The following is a 21,093-nucleotide window of genomic DNA, read 5'->3' as shown; positions in this document are numbered from 1 at the left end:
TTTCTGGACATGCAAAAAAAGTCCTGCGTGATAAACACAGGACTTTTCTACAATTATATGACTTTATATTTTTAGATTAGATGACTTGAGTTTGATCGGCTACTTTTTGAGTATTTACAATTCTGCATTTGCAATGATCCCACGTATAGAGCGTCTTGCTGTTTTGTTCTAATAATGACAGAGAGTCATCCGTACATTCTACGATCTTCGAATGAGGAATCTCATGCTCTTTTTGTTCGCCAGTCTTCATATCAATGTATACGATTCGTTCGCTCTTTCCCGTTGCAAGATCTAGCTCATAGACGAGCAGTTGATCGTCTACTTGATAGAGAGCACGAGGAGAGATGGATAGCTTGTATTCTGTAACCACTTTATCTTTATCATTCAACACCATGATTTTCTTCGGGTCACCGTTAAGAACCGGCGCACCTGATACGTACACAAGATCTTCATGACATAAAATATCAGTAGGTGCCATGTTGCTTCCCAGATTCACACGCTTTTTCTTACCGTTACGGATGATGTAGAGTACCGCTTGATCCTCTTCGACGATATAAGAAGAAATATAGAGAACATCTTGGTTCATCTCTACTTCCCATAGGAAACCATTCACTTTCCACTCTTTTATGAGTTCTGGACCATCTTTTGAAAAAATTAAGACTGAGCCTTTTGAACCATCACCCTCACAAGCGACTACAACACTGGATTCAAATTCATAAAAGTTGGGTTGTCCCTTAATCACCTGAGATTTTAAGCAGCCATTTTTATGGTCAAAGATGAAGAGCTTGTGATCTCTTGACTGATCGTCCATTTTCTTGGAGAACCAGTAATTCTTCTGTTTGTCCATGAATACTTCGGAGTAGGCAAAACCGCCTTCCTCATTTCTTACTATACTTCCGGCCACTTCAGGATCACGTGAGACATACAGCGATTGATTCTTCTCTGCAGTTCGTGATGATAATTGATACATTTTAGCCATAGTACTCTCTCCCTTCAAATTTGACGCCGGCTCGGTGCTGACATAGGATTTATGTAAAACGTTCTTTTCAAAATTATCAATTTCTAGCAAAAACTTTGTATTTTCTGTTATATTTATCTTATCAAACAATCCATTTATTCTGTATTGGGAAAAATAGTAGGATAGATACTTGTTTAGTGGGGGTTCTGCATGACAATTTTCCCAAGTTCTGAAAGGGGGATTTTATGGTCGGTCAACGAATAAGATATTATAGAAAAACCAAAGGCCTAACCCAGGAAGAGCTGGCACAGGGAATTTGTTCTGTCTCATACTTGAGTAAGATTGAGAAAGGGGACGCCAAATCAAGCGAAGAAGTCATTAACCTGCTTTGCGAACGTCTAGGTATTTCGCCTGAGGACATTGATGATAACCAAATTTTAGAAATGTTAAATGAATGGCATTCTCAAATGGTTGACAGGAACTTTGATAAAGCTGAAATTTTTCTTCATGAAACTGTTCAACCTAAAATGAAAAGTGTAATTGAGCCTACTTTAATACTTCGATATGAGCTATTTCTATCTAGATTCTACATGGTCCATCATGTAAATCCTGACTTAGAAGGTTCATACAAACAATTAAAAAGAGCGGAAAGCTTTTTTAACGAGATGACTCCCGACTTGAAGTTCTATTATCTTAACTTTCTATCAATGTACTATAATATTAAAAGAGAATATAAAAAGGCTTTAGATTTACTTAAAGAGGCAGAAAGTTTATATAATACCAAAACAACAGGAATTACCCAAAGTGAAGGTGCAGTTTTGTTTTACCACCTTGCGCTAACATACAATTATTTATGTAGAGTTACCTCAGTAAGTCAATATGCTTATAGAGCTATTAATATATTTGATAAAGAATATAATTATAGTCGTTCTGCTGATTGCCAAATACTATTAGGCTTAAGTAATCGAAGAGTAGGGAATTATGAGCAGGCAGAATTTCACTTAAAACAAGCATTAAAATACTCAACCACTTTTAATGATGATTTTACTAATGGTGTCATCTATCATAACTTAGGTTATGTTGCTTCGAATCAAAAGAATCATAGCAAAGCTTTAGAATATTACTTTAAAAGCCTTGATGCAAAGATGAAAGTACCGAATAATGAGACAAAGAGTACAATGTTGACCATTGCAAAAGAATATTACCTTACAAATGATATAAAAAATGCTAAAATATGGTTAGATAAGTGTTTAGAGGTATTAGACATAACTGTTATTGATGATGTTTACTATCATATAATGACTCTTAAACATAGAATTGAAGATCGTATGAACGATTTAGTAGAAATGCTATATAAAGAAGTAATTCCTTACTTTGAAAAGCTTCATATTTGGGAGTATGTAGCGGAATATTCAGAAATGCTGGCTGACATCTATTTTGATCAGTCATTATATAAAAGATCAAGTCAGTATTATCAAAGGGCAAATAATGCTCTTAAAAACATAATATAAGAAAGGTTGGAGAAAAATGAAAAAATTAGGTTTAACACTTTCCTTCGCTCTTGCTCTTAGTGTAGTGGCTATTGGTGGAGTTTCTTATACAATCGATAACGGTCCTAATCCTACTAAGCACAGTTATGTAATTGACAACGGCCCTAATCCTACCATGCCAGCTAAAAATATTGCAGCAGGAAGCTATAAAATGATTCGTATGATTGATAACGGTCCTAATCCAACATAAAAAGCTCTCTTCTTGAGAGCTTTTTTTCATGCCCTAATAAGCACCTTCGTCCCAATAGGTACAATCTGCGACAATTCTAAAACGTGATTATTTTGCATCCGCACACATCCTTTGGATACATATTTGCCGATAGATGATGGTGTATCTGTGCCATGTATGCCGTAGTGTGGACGAGAGAGTCCCATCCACATGACTCCGAACGGTCCGCCTGGATTTGGTGCTTTATTGATTATGGTATAGGTGCCGGTTGGTGTAGGGGTTAGCATTTTCCCTACGCCGATCGGATAGCGTTTAATTACTTTCCCATCTTTTACGAGGGCTAGTCTTTTTCTTGTTGTTGAAATATAGATCTCATAAGGCATCGTCATACCTCCCGCTTTAGCTTATGCAGGATAAATAGGAAATGACTCTATTTGGATGCCATGAAGCAGACCTCACTATGTGAAGCAGGTATTCGACCAGTAGCTTCTAAAAAACTCTCAGCTGTTGTTAAACCCACGTGCTTGAATGTCTTTCTCAACACTTTTTGTTTTTCCTCTGTTTCCGGTGGCAGTTGTTTTAGAAACGCTTCAAAGCTACCAAACTTCTTTACAAGTTCGTGTACTCTCTTTGCGTTTTCAATCGTCGCTTCAATCTTTTTTCTATGCCTGACGATTCCAGCATCCTCTAGTAAAACTTCAATCTCTTTTTCGCCAAACTGCATGACTTTTTCTATCTCAAACTGTGCAAAAGCACTTCTAAAGTTCTCTCTTTTGTGTAGAATGGTCTTCCAGCTTAAACCTGATTGGAACAGTTCTAGTGTTAAACACTCGAACAACGCATTGTCTTCTTCCACATACTGACCCCATTCGTTATCATGATACTGCTGCAGCATCTCGCTTTCTTCACTCCACTTGCATCGGTTCATCTCACATACTCCTTTTAAAAAATAAAAAGCGCAGCGGGGCTGCACTTTTGTTATTGGGTTGCACGCATTTCTGAAAATGGATAGATGACAACTTCTGAACGACCTTCAATTGCTTTCGTTTCGATCAACCCTAGTCCGTTTCGTGAATCCATACTATTTAAACGGTTGTCGCCCATTACGAAAACTTTCCCTTTTGGAACTTTTAGTGGTCCGAAGTCTTCTGTTAGATATACACCTAAGCTTTTCGCTTCGGATTTGTTTTCTTGCAGATAAGATTCTTTCACCTTTTTATTGTTCACATACAGGTCGTCACTCTTCATTTGAATAACGTCCCCTTCTAACCCTATCACTCGTTTTACATATCGTTTATCGTCACCTTTAATAATGACGATATCGCCTTTTTCTGGCTCGGAAAAAGCATAAACGATTTTATTCACATATAACTTTTCTTGATCGTGAAGAGTAGGTGACATGGAAGCACCTTCTACCATATATGGAGCAAAGAAATAGGCTTTCGTGATAAATACAAAAACTAAAGCGAAGCCGATCGCCTTTAGCCAGCTTATCCATTCATTTTTTTGCTTTGTTTCTTTTTCTTGTTCTATCATATCTTCATTCACCTCGGCGCAACGATTTCAATTTTTAATCGATCTGGATCTTCAAAGAATAAAGCATAATGATTTTCTCCTCCTGCGAAAGGAAACTTGTCCTCATACAAAAAGGAAATATTTTTCTTCTTCAATTGTACACGAAGGCGCTCTATTTGCGCACGTGATTTAGCCCAAAAGGCTAGGTGATTTAGTCCCGAACGTTTTCGGTGAAACGAGATGTCCTTATACCGTTCTTCTGTCTGCACAAAAACAAGATATGAAGATTCTGTCTTATAGCTGAAACCATTTTCCCATTTCTGAAAAAGAGAAAAGCCCAACTCTGGCAGCAGCCAATCATAAAAGCCTTTCGTTACCTCCAAACTTCTCACATTTATTTCGATATGATGAAAACCTAGTGATGTTGTCATGATTTCTCCTATTTTCCTCTCTACTTAAAAAAAGGTCCTCTATCACTTTTAATCTTTAGCGAAATAGCCTACAATGGTAAAGATTTCCGTTTCACTACAGGAGGGTTTTACCTATGAATGCTAAAACAAAACATGCAGCAATCTTCCTGGCTATTTCTTTGCTTTGGTTGAAAACATATATTGTTTATAAAGTTTCATTTACGCTGCCTATCGATCATTTCCTGCAAGAAATTTTATTATTTTTAAACCCATTAAGTTTTCTCGTACTCTATTTTTGTTTAGCCAACCTGGCTCCACCTGCTAAAAGAAGACGAATCATTCTATGGCTCTCCTTCATTTATAGCTTTATTTTATATGCCAACGTCGTCTATTATCGATTCTTTACGGACTTCCTTACGATTCCTGTATTGTTTCAAACAAAGAATGTTGGAGATATCGGAAACAGTGTATATGAACTGATCTATCTCACAGACATTTTCTTTTTTGTTGATCTGTTTCTGTTAGCTTATCTATTAAAGCAGACGAGATGGAAATCAGATCATCGATTAAAACCGGTAGACCGAAGAAAATTATTTTTATATGGTGTTGCTATTTTATCTGTTCATTTAATCCTTGCAGAAATAAACCGACCTCAGCTTTTAACCCGTACATTTGATAGAGAAATTCTTGTGAAAAGCTTAGGAACGTTCAATTATCATCTGTACGACATCATGCTTCAGTCAAAGTCTTCTATGCAAAAAGCACTGGCTAGCAATATGGATGCAGAAGAAATTCTCAAGAATATAAAAAAAGATACCGTTAACAACCCTGAGCTCTATGGAATCGCAAAAGGGGAAAACCTAATCATGGTATCCCTCGAATCTACTCAAAATTTTGTACTGAATTACGAGATCAATGGTGAGGAAGTAACACCTTTTTTAAACGAACTTGCCAAATCTAGCTATTATTTTAATAACTTCTATCATCAAACAGGTCAGGGAAAGACATCCGATTCAGAGTTTTTGATCGATAATTCCCTATATCCACTGCCAAGAGGTGCTGTTTTTCAAACACATCCATTGAATGAATACAACGCTATGCCCGAAATTTTAAAATCAAACGGCTATTATTCAGCAGTTTTTCACGGTAATAATAAAAGCTTTTGGAACCGTGACGTCATCTATAAAACGATGGGCTATGATAAGTTTTATAGTGAAGAATATTATAATGTAACAGAAGAGAACTCGATTAACTATGGACTCAAAGATATACCTTTCTTTGAGCAGTCCATGCCATATTTAAAGAAGCTGCCCCAGCCGTTTTACGCTCGGTTTATTACCTTGACCAACCATCATCCTTATTTGATCAATGAAAAAGAACAGTGGATCGAACCCTACCCTGTAGAAGACGGTACGGTTAGTCGCTATTTTACAACCGTTCGCTATGCAGATGAAGCATTACGGCAATTTTTTGAAGAATTGAAGAGCTCCGGCTTATATGAGAATTCCGTTGTAGTTGTATATGGGGACCATTACGGGATATCCGAACGGCATCAAGAAGCGATGGCAGATGTGTTGAGTAAAGCCACACTAACTGCCTACAATCAAGTAGAGCTGCAGCAAGTACCCTTATTCATTCACGTTCCTGGAAAAAAAGGCAAGCAGCTTGATACGGTCGGTGGACAGATCGATTTAAAACCTACTCTATTGCACTTGCTTGGGATTGAATCAAAGGATGACGTTCATTTTGGTACGGACCTTTTCTCAAAAGAACATCATGAATTAACCGTTCTGCGTAACGGTTCTTTCGTAACAGAGGATTATATTTATACCAATGAAACGTGTTATGTAAAACCGTTCGGAGCACCTGTAGAAGAGGAAAAGTGTAAGCCATATATCGAGCAAGCAAAAGAAGAGCTCGATCAGTCAGATCGAATCATCTATGGTGATTTGCTGCGATTTTTAAAATAATTATAGCCCCTCGTCAGGGGCTATGTTTTTTTGTATCTATAATGATTTATTTAAACCCGTCTATTACTTCTTTTGATATTCTGATTATAGAGCTTAGTCCTATAATTAAGGATGAAATAAAATAAATGCTATTCCATTCACCTATGAAGATTAAGTAAAAAACGCTTAACAAAGCAGCTAAAATAACAATACAGTCTAAAATAAAGCCAAGCTTCACATTCATTTCCTTAACCCCCTAAGTCTTTTGCAAGGCTGTTTTCGTAAACTTTGTTGCTTTTGGAAGGGTTGATTTCCGTTCCAGGTTGCTCGCTTTCCACGGGGCAGACGCTGAGCCACATTCGTACGCTCCACTCTTAAGTGTCTCAGCTGTCCGCCTGTCCCGTAGGAGTCTCACACCTTCCACTCCAATCAATAGCAAAGGTGACAAGGAATTAAAAGCAACAAACTATTAATAAAGTGCTTTTTGCAAGAAGCAGGTTAAACTAGTATAAAAAATTGGTGAGGGCAATATTTTTTCTTTCATACGTATCCTATTTATCTACGTTTTAAATATTTTTAATAACCTCAAAGCAGAACCAACAGCTACGATTAGTAATGTTAAGAAATAAATACTTTTCCACTCATCTATGTAGATAAAGTACAACATACCTGATAGGGAGATTAGTAATAAGAGTAATTCAAAAATAAAATCTAACTTCTTTCACATTTCCCTAACCTCCTAAGTCTTTTGCAAAAAAGAAGTCTTGTTTTATTTTAAAAGATAATTTGTTGAAGGTGGAAATATATTGAAACCTCTTTTTGCTTATTTTACAGATGTTCATGGAAATTTGGATGCGCTACAAGCTGTTATTGATGACGCTACACGTATGGGAATCTCTCGTTTTATTAGCGGTGGTGATATGATTGGAATCGGTCCTTTTACAAATGAGGTGCTTGAGCGGTTATGTAACCTGCCATCTATTATGATGGTTACGGGAAATCATGATGAAGCGATTTTGGCGCTAAAATATGGTTTACCACACCCTAAGAGTCACAGTCATGCGAGGAAACATCATCAATGGATCGCTGACCAGCTAACGGATACTAATGCTTATACATTGAGCACAATTCCACGAAAGCTGACATTTGAGGAAGATAGTCTCAACTTTCTCATCACACACTACCCTTTTAAACAAGGAAAAAAAGAATCTCCAATATCTGAAGATCCCTTTATGCCGATTATAAGTGTGCCAGATTCTAATACAATGAAAGAACTTTTCAAAGATTCACTAACCTATGATTTTATAGGATTTGGTCATCATCATATCCTTCATGACTTTAAAGTAAAACAAACTCATATCGTGAATCCAGGTGCACTAGGATGTAATAAAGTGGCTGAAGCACGCTATGCAATTGTCTATAAGACGGATGAACAGGAACTTAGTATTGATTATAAATCGGTACCTTACGACCAGACGCGTTTATTTAAAGCATACAATGAACTTGAAGTTCCAGATGGTCCGTTCCTGATGAAAGCTTTTCATAGTTAAAGGGTTAGGTCTTTCTTTGTAAGAAAAACCAAATTTTATTTTGTTTTATTCCATTCATCTAATGTCATCATATTAAATTCCTCTTCAAAATCTAGTCTTAACGGAGCTATTAACTCAATGCTATTTCCATCAGGATCTTTGAAGTAAACGGCTGCGTGAGCTTGTGGATTATTAGGTAACACTAAAGGTTGTTTTTCAGGCGGAAATCCAAAATTAGTAGAGACTTCTATATCTCTTTCTTCTAACCATTCTTTAATGCTTAACATATTATCTCTATCAATTTGAAAAGCGATGTGTTTTAACGATGGGTGATAAGGTGTTTTAGCCTTGTCTGTTTCCCATAATCCCAACCAACTTCTCCCCTTCTCAATCCAGAAAAATACTAAATTTTCTTGCTGATAAGCGATTTCTAAATCTAGTTTTTTATAAAACTCAATAGAATTTTTAAGATTACTTACAGGCAAGTGCGCTTCGTATAGTCCTTTAATCATTGAATTTCTCCTTTTATCAGTTTTTCATATTTTTTTCTACAATCTATATTAGTTAGAAGGACTCGTCTGTATAAATTCAATCTCTTCTCCATCTGGCCCTTCATAAAAAACCGTTCTCCACCCGTTCGGAAGGTCATATGGGCCTTCTGCTAAAAAAATCTCCTTTTGAGATAGTTCATTTATTTTCTCTGTTACAGAGATTACGCTAAATGCGATATGACTGAATCCAGCATGATCTTCTAGAATCGGCATTAATTCGAGTTGATATCCTTTACCTACTAAAAAAATGAGCTCTGTATCGTTCCACATGAAACTTTCTTTTTTCTCAATAGGAAGAATCTTTTCATAGAAGTCACAAGACGTTTTCATATCACCTACATACAGCCCGATATGATGCAGCATCTTATTCGCCTAGAATTAGATTCATATCGCCAAACTCGTGCCAGAGATAGCGCTTCTGAATCGCATCGTTGTAAGCTGTATATAACTTTGATCGGTCTAAGAATGCTGATAGCAGTTGCAGATGACTCGCCTCCGGTTCATGCATCCCAGTAATCAGCCCGTCACATACTCTCAGTTTCGTATTTTCCGTAATATATAGATTCGTCCATCCGCTAGCTTCCTGAACCTTTCCATTTTGCTGGGCAACTGTTTCTAACGTCCTTACAACTGTTGTACCCACTGCGATGACTCGACCTCCACTATTTTTCGTTTCAGAAATAAGATCAGCCGTTTCTTTCGATACATGATAATTTTCAAAGTTCTTATCCGGTCCTTTGTGCCACTTATCATCCAGCAAATAGCTTAATCCCGTATGAAGCGTAATATAAGCAATCCTTACGCCTTTTTTCTGAAGTCGGAATAGAAGCTCCCAACTGAACGCCCTTCCCGCAGAGGGCATCTCTACAGAACCTGGAATGGTTGCGAAAACCGTTTGGTAGTAATCCAAATTCCAAGGCTTCTGGATGTACTCGTACCTGACAGGTTCTCCTAGATCATAGATTTGGTTAAACAGCGAAGAGCAGCATAGATTAAAGGCTAATGATACAAAAGGTGTATCTTCTGACTGTTTGATAATAGTAGCTGTTAATGTAGGCGAAAAACGGATGATATCACCCTCTTTTACAGTTCCGCTAACGGGAAGTGCTTCCCATATCGATTCATTCTTCCTGTGAGCAAGGCGAATTTCAACCTCAGTCCCATCTGCTTCTTTATGACTCTTTAATACTGCTGGAACCGTTCGGCTCGCGTTAAGTACAAGCAAGTCACCCTTTTTCAAATACTTATCTAGTTGATAGAACTGAGTGTGTTTGGTCACTCCAGTGTCTTTATCGAGCACCATCATTTTTACATAATCTCTGCGTAATCCTCTTCGTTCTGGTGGTTCTTTTGCATTTAGTTCCTCTGGCACTTCAAACTTCATCGCTGTTTCCATTAGAACTCACTCCCCTCGAGCTGAAACGTCTGTGCTTCAAATCGCTTTCCGGTAATGAGTGAGGAAGCATCTGATGCCAAGTATCCAAAGACTGCCGTCAGATCCTCAGGTTTTGCAAGCTCATAATCACAATCTGGTACGGCACGTTCATGCATTTCTGTATCCATCTCGCCTGGATCAACCATGTTCACACGTACACCAGATTCACTTACTTCGTCTGCCCACGTTTCAGTTAGTCCTTCAAGTGCGAATTTTGAGATGCCATAAGCTCCCCATCCCGCATAACCAGTTGCACCTGCTTCTGATGTGATATTAATGATGCTTCCTTTTTGTTTCTGAAGCATGGTCGGTAACACTCTTCTTGTTACTAGGAATGGTCCGATCGTATTGACACGTAAAACTTCTTCAAAGTCTTGTTCTGGAAAATCAATCAAATATGGAATTGGACTAGGACCGATGATGGATGCGTTGTTTATCAAAACATCTATTGCCCCAAAATGCTCTTCCGTGAGCGCTACGAATCGTTCTACATCTTTTGAATTTGAAATATCCGCTTCTATCGCGAGAACTTCTGCGCCAAGCATATTCGCCTCTTTCTTCACATTGTGAAGGGCATCTCCGTTCCTAGCACATATCGCCAAATTATAACCTTCCCGGGCAAAATATAGAGAAAGCGCTTTACCTAAACCTTTTGAAGCTCCTGTGATCATGATCACTTTTTTCATTTCGTGTTCCTCCTGTATTTATATTTTATACTTTTTATACATTTATGTTTACTAAGTATTTTTATTATAGTTACAGTTCTTTTCATTCGTCAACGATAAAGTTTACAAATTTTTCGACAAATTTCCCGGAAAATAAAAAAAACCTCTGCAATAGCAAAGGCTTTACTTCAACCGAAACGATGCTCCATCTATGATTTCAACATCGTTTCTTTCTTTTATCTCCCTCATCAGCTGAAAAAGGGCCAAATCTTTTTTCTTTGATTCAATCATACAGTCGATTTCTTCCACACTACCTTTCACTTCTTTTAAAAAGTCAAAAAACATATTCACATCCACATAGTCTGCATGATTCCTAAATTGTTTTTCGTTTTTTGGACTGGAGATATGCATCTTCAGTGGTAACGATGATGTTTTCCAAGACTCTACTACTCGTGGCCAATGTTGAGTCCAGTTCTCGTCATGATGGTAAGCAAGGTGATGGTGATAATCAAACACGAGAGGAATTTGCAGCTTTTCACAAAGGTAAAGTGCATCTGCCATAGTAAAAGAAGTGTCGTCGTTCTCAAGCATGATCATTCGTTGTATCGACAATGGAACGCTTCCCCAATTCTGCACAAATCGCTCAAGTGCAACATCGGTCTCTTTATAGTTTCCACCTACATGCATCACGCATCGATGTTCTGTATCAATCCCCATGTTTTTGAGTAATTTATAGTGCAGCTGTAGCGTCTTCAGAGAGTTTTTAAGAATTTCTTTTTTTGGTGAATTAATCAGAACAAAATGGTCTGGATGAAAGTCTAGCCTCATATTATGCTGTTTGGCATACTGTCCCATCTCATGGAGTGCATCACGTAAAGGACTGATATAATCCCAATCTAAGAGTTCACTATGATTGGCTAGCGGAATGATTCTGGAGGTCATTCGATAGAACCTTACATCATTGGCCACAGCATGCTTCAACACTCTTAGCGTATTGGTTATATTGGCATGCGATATGCGCTCCAATTTTCTCAAACCCGCTTCTCTATTCTGCAGCTGGCTGAATTGTTTATAGGTCATCGTTTTGGACGGGGAAGCATTCTTCAATTCCATGCTCATCGCTACAAAACCAAGCTTAATTATAGTCATCTGTCACACCTCTTTTTCATCACTAACAGTATGACCCTATTGCATTCTCTTTTAATCGCTATGTGGTTTTGTGCTTAACGGGTTTACTAAAAAACTGCCCTAACTATTTAGGACAGTCTCGTTATTTTTAAGGTAAATATCTTTTCGCACCAACATACGAATTCTTCCAGTATTTAGTGTCCAATGATTGGATGCGTACTCCTTTTGAGGTAGCGGCAATAAACTCTCTATTGCCCATATAGATGCCTACAAAAGAAACACTTTTACCATTTGTCCTAAAGAATACGAGATCACCTAGTTTTTCTTTTCCTTTTGAAACGGGTGTGCCGCCTTTATATTGATCAGCAGACGTTCTTGGCAAATTTTTGTTTACTACTGTTGTTTTGAATATATATGTGGTAAATCCTGATGCATCAAACCCTTTTTGTGTTGTGCCACCCCATTTAAATGGAGCACCTTTGTAGAGTTTTGCCGTTTCTGTCACTTCTTGATCATAAGATGGAGATGCTTTTGCTGCAGATACACCGCTTAAACTTAACAAAGCTGCGAGTCCTAATGAAACTACTGCGACGAGTAAGCGTTTCATGTTCAACATCCTCCCTTTAATGAACTCTTACACTCTATTAGTCGATGATTGTATATGTAAAGTTACTTTTGTTACATAGAAAAAAGACTGCAAATTGCAGCCTTTTTCGACATCTTCTTTATTACATCATTGATAGAAGTTGGTACCAGTCACTCCTTCAATCTCTTCATTAAGCTTATAAGGGCCGATTGAATCAAGTTTCGTATTATTAAACTTTACAGACTCAAAACCGTAGCTTTCAGCTGTTAAAAGAATAGCATCGATCATCATCAGATCTTCCGTATCCTCAGCAGATAATTTTATAGAATCAGGAAAGGTAATCTCAACATCATCCTTGTTCAATACTTTTACACCTAGTACCGTGTTTTTCGGTAGTAACGGTTTAAGTCCACGCTCTTGTTCATCATCCATCATCTCAAGAGCATCCTCAAACTCCTTTGGCATTGATTTCGTGTCTACTCCCGTTGCATACAGACTTACGATAAAAGCATCTGTGGACGGAGCGTCATAACGAAAGTGAGGAGCTCCTGGAACTTTAAGGTCCCACTCCGAAACGGTTCCAAAGCGCGGGAATTCGTATCCTTTTTCACCATCCATACGCAGTTCTACTTTCGCCTTCTGACCTTCATTAGCAAAGGTCATCGTAATCAACGCCTGAAGCAGTGGTTCTTCTGCTTCCTTAATGGCACCAGCTGGCAGATCAACGATTACTGTCTCTTCTTCTTCTGTTATTTTGGCTTTTTCTAGTGGACTGTTCATTAAGCCAACATCGCTCGAGTTGAAGGCTTTAAGTTCTTTATTCACTTTATTGACGTAATAATCTTGATCCGTTAAGAAACTGACAGGTATGACAAGCTGTGCTTGATCATCCAAATAGCCTACAGTCACCCAGTCTTTCTTCATAGCTTTCAGGTCCTTATCTAAATAAGGAGCATGATACGCAACAGATGGTCCAGCTTTCATGATTCCAACAGAGTTTTGGTTTTTGTCCGCAGAGTCATCTAACGATTTTTCTTCCATTTTATCGGATTTCTCAGCAACCTTGGAGTTCTGCATCTGTACCCCGTTCTTTATAAGATCTGGAGCGAAAACACCAAATATGATCAGCGCACAAGCTGTTGCCAGTGCCGGGAGACTCCATGAAGGAAGTCGCTTTCCCTTATTATCCTTATAATTAATATTTGCCTGAACCTTTAAGAAAAGCTCCTGCTTGGATTGACGGTCTCTTATCGGGGGCAAATGTTTAAGATGCTGTTCAATTTTTTCATCATTCCACTTAATTGGTTCCATCTTTCAATTCCTCCTCCAGGCCCGGTTGCTGATCCAGCCATTTGCGCAATTCTTTTATAGCCCGGTGCTGGGTGGTCTTTACCTTACTTTCGGTCCAACTTAGTATTTGCGCAGTTTCTGAGATCGATAATGATTGAATGTACCGAAGTACAAGCACTTGCTGCTGATCGAGTGAACAACGTTTCATCATTGTATATAAATCTCGGTAAGATTCTTTTTTTGCAACTAATTCTTCTGGAAGGGGATCTCCATCACGCAATACACTTTCACTTTCTTTTATATCAAAGAACAGGAACCGTTTGTTGCGTCTGGATTGTTTTCTAAGCCAGTCAATGGCCACGTGCCTGGCAATGGAATACAACCATGTTTTCTCTGAACTCTTGCCTTCGAAACTCTCGTAGGCGTTTAATACCCGGATATAAACTTCTTGTACAAGATCTTCTGCCGATTCCCGATTTCGTACCATATAGAAGATAAATTGAAATAGCGCCGTATGATACTCATCGTACAATCGGTCGAACGTTTCCTTCACTTCGGATGGCCCCCTATCTCTATGTATTTATGTAGTCGAATTTACTTATAAAAAGTTACATTACAAACATGTTACTTCTAAGTCTACTCTTTTTTATATCATCTCGATAGGACCATTTGGTCGATAATTCCCAACAAAAGTGGAACTTCTTAGACAAAACTAGTCAGTAAATATGCCTCGGGCAGGACAAGGGCTGTTTTGACTAAAGATAGCAAGCGAAAAGGCATTCCTCATAGTGCGTTTCGATAGATAATATAAGAGATTTTTATGGTAATCTCTTAAGATTCTAATGTATATCCGCGAGTTTTGCTTATATATCCGCGAGTCGACTTATTTCGACATGTACAGATATTCCAATACCCTTACTATTAGAGTAAACCACAAATAAAAAAGACACCAAAACAGCTTGGTGCCTCTTCTTTATTTCGTTGTTACATAGGTTAAAAACATTTCTTCAATGGTATCCCAAGCAATTCGATACTGCTCTTCTTCTCCTAGAAAAGAATAATGAAGCACGTTACCATCACGAAGTGCCCAAAAGATTCGTGAAATGTTTTGCGGATCTAACTCTTTCTTAATTTCCCCGGATTCCTGACCTTCTTTAATGATCTTCACAATATAATCTATGAATCGGTTATATCGCGCTGCAAGAATCGTTCGTAGATCATCTTGTCTTGATCCATAGAGCCAGAATTCAATATATACACGCATCGTCTGCTGATCATCTTCTTTTAACTCTTGTTTTTTCCAACGTTTGAATAGATTCTCAAGCTTTTTACTAGCACTTGTAAGAGAAGCGTTCTCTTGTTCCATATCCTCGAAGAATTCATCTGTTCGCTTCTTAAGAAGCTGAAGATAGATTTCTTCCTTACTAGCAAAATAGTTATAGATGGCACCTTTACTAATGTTCGAATCTTTAACGATGTCGTCTATAATCGTAGCTTGGTATCCCTTTTCACTAAAGCATTTTAAGGCGCTCTCAAGAATGTGGTTGCGTTTCTCTTCTTTATATTCAGCTGAAACTTTAGGCATGATGCTTCCTCCATTTATGACACGTCTTCTACAAGTATAACAGAGTTTTCAGTCTATTTCGGAAAAAGTTTTTACAGATCGTGACTCGTTAGTCTGTTCGATTAGCCGTTCCATATGTACTTGTTCAACATACGTCGTAAATCCAGTTTCACGCAACAGTTGGTTTAGATAATCCTCTTTTTTAGGTATGTTGATCGTTATCCTTTTTACGGATTCCTCGGCTGGCGCGAATGCGTTTTTTACTAATTCTCTCACCGTCTCTTCTTGCAATTTCTTCTTTTCGTCGGTTACACATTGATAGAGTAGAATTGTGGATAGCTTCCCTGTTTCATTATAGACTTTTTTATACACAGCATATCCGAGTGGGGTTTCGTCTTTCATTCCTACCACACAAATATAATCTCTTAAACTCTGAAATTGAGTCTGCCATGCGGTACTAGGTTTAAAAAAGGACAATCGTTGTATATCAAATGAAGATACTTCTTTGATCTGTATCTCAGAGCTTGCTCTTTCCCAAGTAGTTATGATTCCTTCATGTTGAAGATATGTCAGTTCTTCAAACGTCTCATAACCCATGCTTTTATAGAGGTTGATAGCAGCTTCATTTTCTTTTACCGCTTCTAGTCTTGCAATTTCAACTTTCTCTTCTGCATATATGTTTAAGCAGGCGGATATGAGCTTCTTACCAACACCCATTCCCCTATAATCTGGAGCGATCGCGGTTCCTCCGTTCCATACGTATCGCTTACTGTTAATCGTTCGAAAACTGTTAAACACAAACCCTGCTAATTTGCCATCGTAAACAGCTACGACCGATTTCTCTAGTGAGATTCCTTCACCAGCAATCTTTTGTATGAATCGATTAAGGTCCATGGTCATATCAGAGAAATAATGCTTCCACGATTCATTCCATAACAATATCGCTTCATTAAAAGTTAACTCACTAAATCGTTTAATGACTAACACCACAATCACTCCTCATTATATTTTAAAACGACTGGTCGTTTTATTAAATTTTATTAAATAATGAATCGTATGACCATTACATTCGTTCGACAAATATCAGCCCCATGATTTAAGCATCAAAAAAACTGATATTAAGAGGGCAGGTCCTCTTTAATATCAGCTTCATAAATTTATTATCTCTTATCATCAAACAACATCTTAAAGTGATCATAATACTCTTCTACTTTTCGATCTTCTTGCTTTAAAAAATCGTTAATTTGTTGTTCTGATGATAATTGAAGCGCCTTCTCTCCGAATTCACTCATATCATCTAAAACACCAGAAGTTTTCTCTCCGATTTCTACATCTTCTTTTAATAGTTGAGCGACTTCCGTTAATTTATTGAGCTGTTCTTCACTTACGGTTTTGTTTTGATGAATATCTTCCAACATGGAGTAAATGATCCGCGCTCTTTCTTTCGTCTGTGTTTTCATTGAATCACTCCTCTAGTTTAACCTTCCCCCATCCAGTCTCTTAATAAACTGTTTTATATTTACAAGTATTGGGTAAATCAGGAGTAGTAACTTAGAGAAAGGAAGAGTGCTGTGGCGAAAAGGTCTGTACTTCGTCAGAAGAGAAAACGATCACTTTGGATTCGGCGGACAGCAATTATAACTTTGATTCTTTTCTTATCCAGCGTGACATTTGGAGGAGCAATGATCTATGCATATGTAAACGGTACTCCAAAGCTTACAGCTGACGACTTGAAAGATCCTCAATCCTCAATGATCTATGATATGAACGATGAGTTCATCACGTATGTAACAAGCTCTGAACGACGAGAATATGTCAAGATTGATGATATACCAGAACTCGTCCAACAAGCATTTATTTCTACTGAAGACGTTAGGTTCAGAGAACATATGGGAATTGACATGAAACGAATTGTTGGGGCAGCCGTTGCGAATGTACAAGACGGATTCGGCGCTGAAGGTGCAAGCACGATTACTCAGCAAGTGGTTAAAAACTCAGTTCTATCGTCAGACAAAACACTTGAACGAAAAGTGCAAGAAGCCTACCTGGCTATTCAATTAGAGCAAAAGTATTCAAAAGATCAGATCTTAGAGATGTACCTGAACAAAATATACTTTGGCAGCGGTGCATACGGAGTAGCAACGGCTTCGAAAACATATTTTAATAAACCATTAAAAGAGCTAACTCCAGCAGAAGCTGCTCTTTTAGCTGGTCTGCCTCAAAGACCGAGCAGTTATGACCCTTTCCTCCACCCTAAAGTAGCAGAGGAAAGGCGTAATACCGTACTGCATCTCATGTACAAGAATGGTGCCATTACAAAACAGCAAAAAGAAGAAGCCATGAAAACAGCTGTAACGGAATCTCTATCAAAAGAAAAAACAAAGCGATTAAAATACGATGCTTTTATTCAGCAAGTGATTAAAGAATTAAAAGAAAAAGGAGTATCTGAGAGGGCGATTTATGAGGGTGGATTAAAGATCTATACAACACTTGATCCTAAAGCTCAAGCTCATACGGAAAAAGTGCTATCCACTGAAGAGTACGTCAACTATCCAAACGACAAATTTAAAGCGGGTGTCGCGTTGCTCGATACCAAGACTGGTGTTATTCGCGCGTTAGGCGGTAACCGAACAAGTGGTGATCAGAACATCGAGAAAGGTTTCAACTATGCGACTGATATTACTCGCCAACCTGGTTCCACCATCAAACCCATCTTAGATTATGGACCAGCTATAGAAAAGTTTAAATGGTCTACGTATAAACAGATTAAAGATGAAGAGTTAGAGATTGACGGTTGGGAAGCCGGAAACTGGGACGATGATTTTCATGGAGATGTTTCTATGCGGGAAGCACTCGTCCATTCTTATAATATTCCTGCCATTAAAACCTTTATGGAAGTTGGCTCTGAAGATGCTGTAAGTTTCGCTAAACAGCTAGGTATTCCTATTAAGACCGCTCATCCTGCCTATGCCATCGGTGGATTTGGTAAAGGGCCATCACCATTAGAACTAGCAGGTGCATACACAGCATTCGGAAACCAAGGTGTCTACCATAAACCAACTACTCTTCGTAGTGTGAAATATCCCGATGGCTATGAAACGAAGTACGAATCCAAACCTGTTGCAGCCATGCATGATTACACCGCTTATATGATTACAGATATGCTTAAAGATGTAGTTAAAAGTGGGACAGGAACGCTAGCCGCTATCCCTGGATTAGAAGTTGCAGGCAAAACGGGTACGACAAATATGCCAGACGGGCTTGATCAAATAAAGAAGGGCTCAAGTGACTCCTGGTTTGCAGGCTATACAACAAACTATACAGCCGCAGTATGGACAGGCTATGACAAAACAACGGCAGAGAGTTATCTGACGCCTGAAGATCAAAAAATTGCTAAATACATTTTCAAGTCTATCGTCTCTGAAGTTTCAAAGGATAAAAAGACAGCCGGGTTTTCTAAGCCAAAATCAGTTGAAGAAGTATACATCAATAAAGACACTGGCTATGTAACGAAAGACGAAAATGGTTCTAATGTAACAAAAGAACTCATTGTAAAAGGGACATCATTAAAAGAAATGACGGCACCTGTTAAAGCAAAAAAAGCAGATAAGAAAGAACGAACGAAAAGCAACAAGAACAACAAAGAGAAGAACAAGGATGACAAGAAGAAAGATTCCGATAAGGCTAAAGAAGAAGAGAAAAAGAAAGAAGATGAAAAACAAACAGAGCCGCCTACAACAAAGCCGGAGGATGAGGCTGATCCTCCACCACCACAAGATGACAACCCTGATGATCCTGGTACAACACCAGAACCTGAAGATCCACCGACAGTACCAGATCCACCTCCAACAGAACCTCCTCCGACAACAGATCCTCCTCCGACTGAACCACCACCAGCGGACGGTGGTGAAGGAACGGGAACAGGACCAGGCGCTGGAACATCTGGAACAACGACTACACCATAATCAAAAAAGTAACCCGCTAAAATTAGCGGGTTACTTTTCTATGAACTCATACAAAAAGGATTCTCCATTACGATAAAACCGAGGATCATAGATCCCTAGCTTCTCTTCTTCTTCAACCACAACCACGAATGGAGACCAGTCGTAAAGGGTTTTTGCGCGTGGGTTCTCTGCAAAAAGCGGCTCTAAATCAGCTTCATCGCTAGAAACCAACACATGCTCTACTTCTGGTTTAATAAATATACTATCTTTTACAATCTCTACTTTGCTATCTTTTTTTCCGATTACTTGAAATTGGGTAGGAACAAATCCAGCCGCTAATGCAACCTCGTCATACTTTTCTTTTGCTTCACTATAGATCACATAACCTTGTAACGATTGAACTGCAACATGGACAACCATTAAGATCCATACCACGCGGAAAACTTTAAAACGATTGGATGGTTCTTTTTTTCTTGAAACGATATAACCCGCGAGCATCAAGAACCAAAATACAAAATCCACGATTGAAATCGTTCCAAATGTGACTCGATAGCTCGTAAAGGGCTCTAAGTACCCTGTTCCCCATGTGTTAAAGAGATCACTCGTGTTATGAATAAATACAGCTAAGAGCGCCCAGTAGAACAGCCTTCGATCTTTCACCTTAAATAAAATCCTACTAAGAAGATAGATGATGATTCCCCAAACAGGAACAAGGAAAAACGAATGGGTTAATCCTCTATGCCACATCTGCTGCATGATGCGACCCGTTTCTGTAAGGTTTACGACCACATCAATATCAGGAATCTGACTGCCGACCACTGTCGTAAACAACAATGCTCTCTTATGTGACTTGTCCATATTCATTTTATTTGCAGCGCCATACAACGTTAGACCAAACAATGTGTGAGTTACTGTATCCATAAGTCCTCTTTAATTCGTTTTTCTTTTATGTTAACGAAAAAAAGAACTTCTGTCTTGATAGAAGCTCTTTTAAAGGTTTCCATTATTTCCTAAGATAATTTCCGGGGAAATTCGACTTTATTTCCTACACGGTTATACTTCTTGTTTGAAGAGTTCAATCCCTTTGTTCAAAAGGTATTTTTCAATTTGCTGTCTATGATGATTATCGTGTTCAACCATACCCTTGATATATTCACATAATGTAATCCAGGAATCTCCTATTTGTATTTTCTCTTCCCAAATAGCAATTGGCAGCTCTTGAAGCTTTCTAGATAAGACACGTCTACACTCAATCACTTTATCAATTAAAGCATTCTTGGAAATCCCACATTTTGCTTCTTGAGCGGCATTTCTATTTATTTCTTCTACATCCCCTTTTTTAGGTGTTATGTTAGATCTCTTTATAAAATACGAAAACCTTTCATCCCAAACAAATATATCCCATGCCTTAATATGAGCAATGATTTCACCTGTAGACCACTTATCTTCTTGAATAGGCTCTAGCCAGTGTTCCTCCGGCATTCCTTTTAGTTCCTGAAGCCAATTTACTAAACTGCAATACTGCATGATCACTTCACTCATTAGCATGTCCTCCTAATTTTCCATAAAACTTTTTCAATTTCATTAGGATTTTGTCCATGTCACTCCTTCTTCTGGGACATACACTAAGGTGAAAGCATAAGGCACAAGAAAGAAGGAGGACTTACAGCATGTTTGGAAAAAGACAGAAACAAGAACGTAACTGGGGTTATCCAGGTTACGGTTATGGTTGCTACACCCCATGCGGCTACGGATATGGCGGTTACGGCGGCGGAGGCGGCGTTTTCGCTTTAATTGTCGTGCTATTTATCCTTCTCATCATCATCGGTGCGTCGTGGAGATAGTAATCT

The 21,093-nt window shown here is 38.3% G+C and carries 23 protein-coding genes and 1 pseudogene; 6 read left to right on the top strand and 18 right to left on the bottom strand.

Annotated elements, in window-relative coordinates:
• Positions 1 to 76: 76 nt before the first annotated feature.
• Entirely contained in the window at positions 77 to 979 is a 903-nt protein-coding gene (locus ABE65_RS01115; protein WP_066390780.1) for a hypothetical protein, read from the bottom strand.
• A gap of 224 nt (positions 980 to 1,203) precedes the next feature.
• Here ABE65_RS01115 and ABE65_RS01110 point away from each other — a divergent pair, with 224 nt between their 5' ends.
• Together ABE65_RS01110 and ABE65_RS01105 are read left to right on the top strand one after the other, a co-directional pair.
• Positions 1,204 to 2,469, top strand: a complete 1,266-nt coding sequence (locus tag ABE65_RS01110) for a helix-turn-helix domain-containing protein (RefSeq protein WP_066390779.1) — start codon at positions 1,204 to 1,206, stop codon at positions 2,467 to 2,469.
• A gap of 16 nt (positions 2,470 to 2,485) precedes the next feature.
• The gene (locus ABE65_RS01105) at positions 2,486 to 2,698 is read left to right on the top strand and encodes a hypothetical protein (RefSeq protein WP_066390778.1); all 213 of its coding nucleotides are present in this window, start codon (positions 2,486 to 2,488) and stop codon (positions 2,696 to 2,698) included.
• Positions 2,699 to 2,724: 26 nt separating this feature from the next.
• On the opposite strand, the pseudogene ABE65_RS01100 reads toward ABE65_RS01105, so the two are convergent.
• From ABE65_RS01100 to ABE65_RS01085, 4 genes and pseudogenes are all read right to left on the bottom strand, one after another.
• A pseudogene (locus ABE65_RS01100) lies at positions 2,725 to 3,063 on the bottom strand (L,D-transpeptidase); the annotation flags it as partial.
• 44 nt (positions 3,064 to 3,107) lie between these two features.
• Positions 3,108 to 3,605: a DNA-3-methyladenine glycosylase I gene (locus ABE65_RS01095; protein WP_066390775.1), complete on the bottom strand. Its 498-nt coding sequence runs from the start codon at positions 3,603 to 3,605 to the stop codon at positions 3,108 to 3,110.
• 50 nt (positions 3,606 to 3,655) lie between these two features.
• Positions 3,656 to 4,213 (bottom strand): signal peptidase I, encoded by a 558-nt coding sequence (lepB, locus tag ABE65_RS01090; protein ID WP_066390774.1) that lies wholly within the window; start codon positions 4,211 to 4,213, stop codon positions 3,656 to 3,658.
• A gap of 8 nt (positions 4,214 to 4,221) precedes the next feature.
• Positions 4,222 to 4,623 carry a VOC family protein gene (locus ABE65_RS01085; RefSeq protein ID WP_066390773.1) on the bottom strand — a complete coding sequence of 134 codons (402 nt, stop codon included), beginning with the start codon at positions 4,621 to 4,623 and terminating at the stop codon, positions 4,222 to 4,224.
• Positions 4,624 to 4,736: 113 nt separating this feature from the next.
• On the opposite strand from ABE65_RS01085, the gene ABE65_RS01080 reads away from it, so the two are divergent.
• Both ABE65_RS01080 and ABE65_RS01075 read left to right on the top strand, forming a co-directional pair.
• A complete protein-coding gene (locus ABE65_RS01080; RefSeq protein ID WP_066390772.1) occupies positions 4,737 to 6,572 on the top strand; it encodes an LTA synthase family protein in 1,836 nt (611 codons plus the stop codon).
• A gap of 785 nt (positions 6,573 to 7,357) precedes the next feature.
• The gene (locus ABE65_RS01075) at positions 7,358 to 8,101 is read left to right on the top strand and encodes a metallophosphoesterase family protein (protein ID WP_066390771.1); all 744 of its coding nucleotides are present in this window, start codon (positions 7,358 to 7,360) and stop codon (positions 8,099 to 8,101) included.
• Between the two features lie 35 nt (positions 8,102 to 8,136).
• On the opposite strand, the gene ABE65_RS01070 is transcribed toward ABE65_RS01075, so the two are convergent.
• The 11 genes from ABE65_RS01070 to ABE65_RS01020 form a co-directional block, all read right to left on the bottom strand.
• Positions 8,137 to 8,592 carry a VOC family protein gene (locus ABE65_RS01070; protein ID WP_066390769.1) on the bottom strand — a complete coding sequence of 152 codons (456 nt, stop codon included), beginning with the start codon at positions 8,590 to 8,592 and terminating at the stop codon, positions 8,137 to 8,139.
• A 48-nt stretch (positions 8,593 to 8,640) separates the two neighbouring features.
• On the bottom strand, positions 8,641 to 8,994 hold the full coding sequence (locus ABE65_RS01065; protein WP_066390768.1) for a VOC family protein: 354 nt from the start codon (positions 8,992 to 8,994) through the stop codon (positions 8,641 to 8,643).
• A 1-nt stretch (position 8,995) separates the two neighbouring features.
• A complete protein-coding gene (locus tag ABE65_RS01060; protein ID WP_066390767.1) occupies positions 8,996 to 10,027 on the bottom strand; it encodes an S-adenosylmethionine:tRNA ribosyltransferase-isomerase in 1,032 nt (343 codons plus the stop codon).
• A complete protein-coding gene (locus ABE65_RS01055; RefSeq protein WP_066390766.1) occupies positions 10,027 to 10,752 on the bottom strand; it encodes an SDR family NAD(P)-dependent oxidoreductase in 726 nt (241 codons plus the stop codon). Before ABE65_RS01055 ends, ABE65_RS01060 begins: the two co-directional genes overlap by 1 nt.
• Before the next feature lie 162 nt (positions 10,753 to 10,914).
• The gene (gene uvsE, locus ABE65_RS01050) at positions 10,915 to 11,880 is read right to left on the bottom strand and encodes a UV DNA damage repair endonuclease UvsE (protein WP_066390764.1); all 966 of its coding nucleotides are present in this window, start codon (positions 11,878 to 11,880) and stop codon (positions 10,915 to 10,917) included.
• Positions 11,881 to 12,007: 127 nt separating this feature from the next.
• Positions 12,008 to 12,466, bottom strand: a complete 459-nt coding sequence (locus ABE65_RS01045; RefSeq protein ID WP_066390762.1) for a C40 family peptidase — start codon at positions 12,464 to 12,466, stop codon at positions 12,008 to 12,010.
• A gap of 126 nt (positions 12,467 to 12,592) precedes the next feature.
• Entirely contained in the window at positions 12,593 to 13,756 is a 1,164-nt protein-coding gene (locus tag ABE65_RS01040; protein WP_066390761.1) for a GerMN domain-containing protein, read from the bottom strand.
• The gene (locus ABE65_RS01035; RefSeq protein WP_066390760.1) at positions 13,743 to 14,288 is read right to left on the bottom strand and encodes an RNA polymerase sigma factor SigX; all 546 of its coding nucleotides are present in this window, start codon (positions 14,286 to 14,288) and stop codon (positions 13,743 to 13,745) included. Before ABE65_RS01035 ends, ABE65_RS01040 begins: the two co-directional genes overlap by 14 nt.
• Before the next feature lie 420 nt (positions 14,289 to 14,708).
• Positions 14,709 to 15,320, bottom strand: coding sequence for a TetR/AcrR family transcriptional regulator (locus ABE65_RS01030; RefSeq protein WP_082861226.1), 612 nt, complete (start codon positions 15,318 to 15,320; stop codon positions 14,709 to 14,711).
• Positions 15,321 to 15,368: 48 nt separating this feature from the next.
• Positions 15,369 to 16,286: a GNAT family N-acetyltransferase gene (locus ABE65_RS01025; RefSeq protein ID WP_066390757.1), complete on the bottom strand. Its 918-nt coding sequence runs from the start codon at positions 16,284 to 16,286 to the stop codon at positions 15,369 to 15,371.
• Between the two features lie 173 nt (positions 16,287 to 16,459).
• Positions 16,460 to 16,759: a hypothetical protein gene (locus ABE65_RS01020; RefSeq protein ID WP_066390756.1), complete on the bottom strand. Its 300-nt coding sequence runs from the start codon at positions 16,757 to 16,759 to the stop codon at positions 16,460 to 16,462.
• Between the two features lie 111 nt (positions 16,760 to 16,870).
• On the opposite strand from ABE65_RS01020, the gene ABE65_RS01015 reads away from it, so the two are divergent.
• Complete coding sequence (locus tag ABE65_RS01015; RefSeq protein ID WP_156499093.1) at positions 16,871 to 19,264, top strand: transglycosylase domain-containing protein; 2,394 nt, start codon at positions 16,871 to 16,873, stop codon at positions 19,262 to 19,264.
• A gap of 30 nt (positions 19,265 to 19,294) precedes the next feature.
• Here the strand turns inward: ABE65_RS01015 and ABE65_RS01010 are convergent, their stop codons facing one another.
• Both ABE65_RS01010 and ABE65_RS01005 read right to left on the bottom strand, forming a co-directional pair.
• Positions 19,295 to 20,164 carry a metal-dependent hydrolase gene (locus ABE65_RS01010; RefSeq protein WP_066390751.1) on the bottom strand — a complete coding sequence of 290 codons (870 nt, stop codon included), beginning with the start codon at positions 20,162 to 20,164 and terminating at the stop codon, positions 19,295 to 19,297.
• Between the two features lie 132 nt (positions 20,165 to 20,296).
• The gene (locus ABE65_RS01005) at positions 20,297 to 20,785 is read right to left on the bottom strand and encodes a DinB family protein (RefSeq protein ID WP_066390750.1); all 489 of its coding nucleotides are present in this window, start codon (positions 20,783 to 20,785) and stop codon (positions 20,297 to 20,299) included.
• Positions 20,786 to 20,913: 128 nt separating this feature from the next.
• Here ABE65_RS01005 and ABE65_RS01000 point away from each other — a divergent pair, with 128 nt between their 5' ends.
• The gene (locus tag ABE65_RS01000) at positions 20,914 to 21,087 is read left to right on the top strand and encodes a YjcZ family sporulation protein (protein WP_066390747.1); all 174 of its coding nucleotides are present in this window, start codon (positions 20,914 to 20,916) and stop codon (positions 21,085 to 21,087) included.
• Positions 21,088 to 21,093 lie beyond the last annotated feature (6 nt).

The sequence above is a fragment of the Fictibacillus phosphorivorans genome, from assembly GCF_001629705.1.
In the GTDB taxonomy this organism is placed as follows: domain Bacteria; phylum Bacillota; class Bacilli; order Bacillales; family Fictibacillaceae; genus Fictibacillus; species Fictibacillus phosphorivorans_A.
Note: the sequence above shows the minus strand (reverse complement) of the source record. Positions and strands in the feature narration are given on the sequence as shown.

Coding starts and splice junctions, on each gene's coding strand:
- ABE65_RS01045 (WP_066390762.1), bottom strand. CDS start 12,466: ATGAAACGCTTACTCGTCGCAGTAGTTTCATTAGGACTCGCAGCTTTG.
- ABE65_RS01105 (WP_066390778.1), top strand. CDS start 2,486: ATGAAAAAATTAGGTTTAACACTTTCCTTCGCTCTTGCTCTTAGTGTA.
- ABE65_RS01060 (WP_066390767.1), bottom strand. CDS start 10,027: ATGGAAACAGCGATGAAGTTTGAAGTGCCAGAGGAACTAAATGCAAAA.
- ABE65_RS01000 (WP_066390747.1), top strand. CDS start 20,914: ATGTTTGGAAAAAGACAGAAACAAGAACGTAACTGGGGTTATCCAGGT.
- ABE65_RS01040 (WP_066390761.1), bottom strand. CDS start 13,756: ATGGAACCAATTAAGTGGAATGATGAAAAAATTGAACAGCATCTTAAA.
- ABE65_RS01055 (WP_066390766.1), bottom strand. CDS start 10,752: ATGAAAAAAGTGATCATGATCACAGGAGCTTCAAAAGGTTTAGGTAAA.
- ABE65_RS01110 (WP_066390779.1), top strand. CDS start 1,204: ATGGTCGGTCAACGAATAAGATATTATAGAAAAACCAAAGGCCTAACC.
- ABE65_RS01095 (WP_066390775.1), bottom strand. CDS start 3,605: ATGAACCGATGCAAGTGGAGTGAAGAAAGCGAGATGCTGCAGCAGTAT.
- ABE65_RS01115 (WP_066390780.1), bottom strand. CDS start 979: ATGGCTAAAATGTATCAATTATCATCACGAACTGCAGAGAAGAATCAA.
- ABE65_RS01070 (WP_066390769.1), bottom strand. CDS start 8,592: ATGATTAAAGGACTATACGAAGCGCACTTGCCTGTAAGTAATCTTAAA.
- ABE65_RS01005 (WP_066390750.1), bottom strand. CDS start 20,785: ATGAGTGAAGTGATCATGCAGTATTGCAGTTTAGTAAATTGGCTTCAG.
- ABE65_RS01085 (WP_066390773.1), bottom strand. CDS start 4,623: ATGACAACATCACTAGGTTTTCATCATATCGAAATAAATGTGAGAAGT.
- ABE65_RS01030 (WP_082861226.1), bottom strand. CDS start 15,320: ATGCCTAAAGTTTCAGCTGAATATAAAGAAGAGAAACGCAACCACATT.
- uvsE (WP_066390764.1), bottom strand. CDS start 11,880: ATGACTATAATTAAGCTTGGTTTTGTAGCGATGAGCATGGAATTGAAG.
- ABE65_RS01010 (WP_066390751.1), bottom strand. CDS start 20,164: ATGGATACAGTAACTCACACATTGTTTGGTCTAACGTTGTATGGCGCT.
- ABE65_RS01065 (WP_066390768.1), bottom strand. CDS start 8,994: ATGCTGCATCATATCGGGCTGTATGTAGGTGATATGAAAACGTCTTGT.
- ABE65_RS01080 (WP_066390772.1), top strand. CDS start 4,737: ATGAATGCTAAAACAAAACATGCAGCAATCTTCCTGGCTATTTCTTTG.
- lepB (WP_066390774.1), bottom strand. CDS start 4,213: ATGATAGAACAAGAAAAAGAAACAAAGCAAAAAAATGAATGGATAAGC.
- ABE65_RS01020 (WP_066390756.1), bottom strand. CDS start 16,759: ATGAAAACACAGACGAAAGAAAGAGCGCGGATCATTTACTCCATGTTG.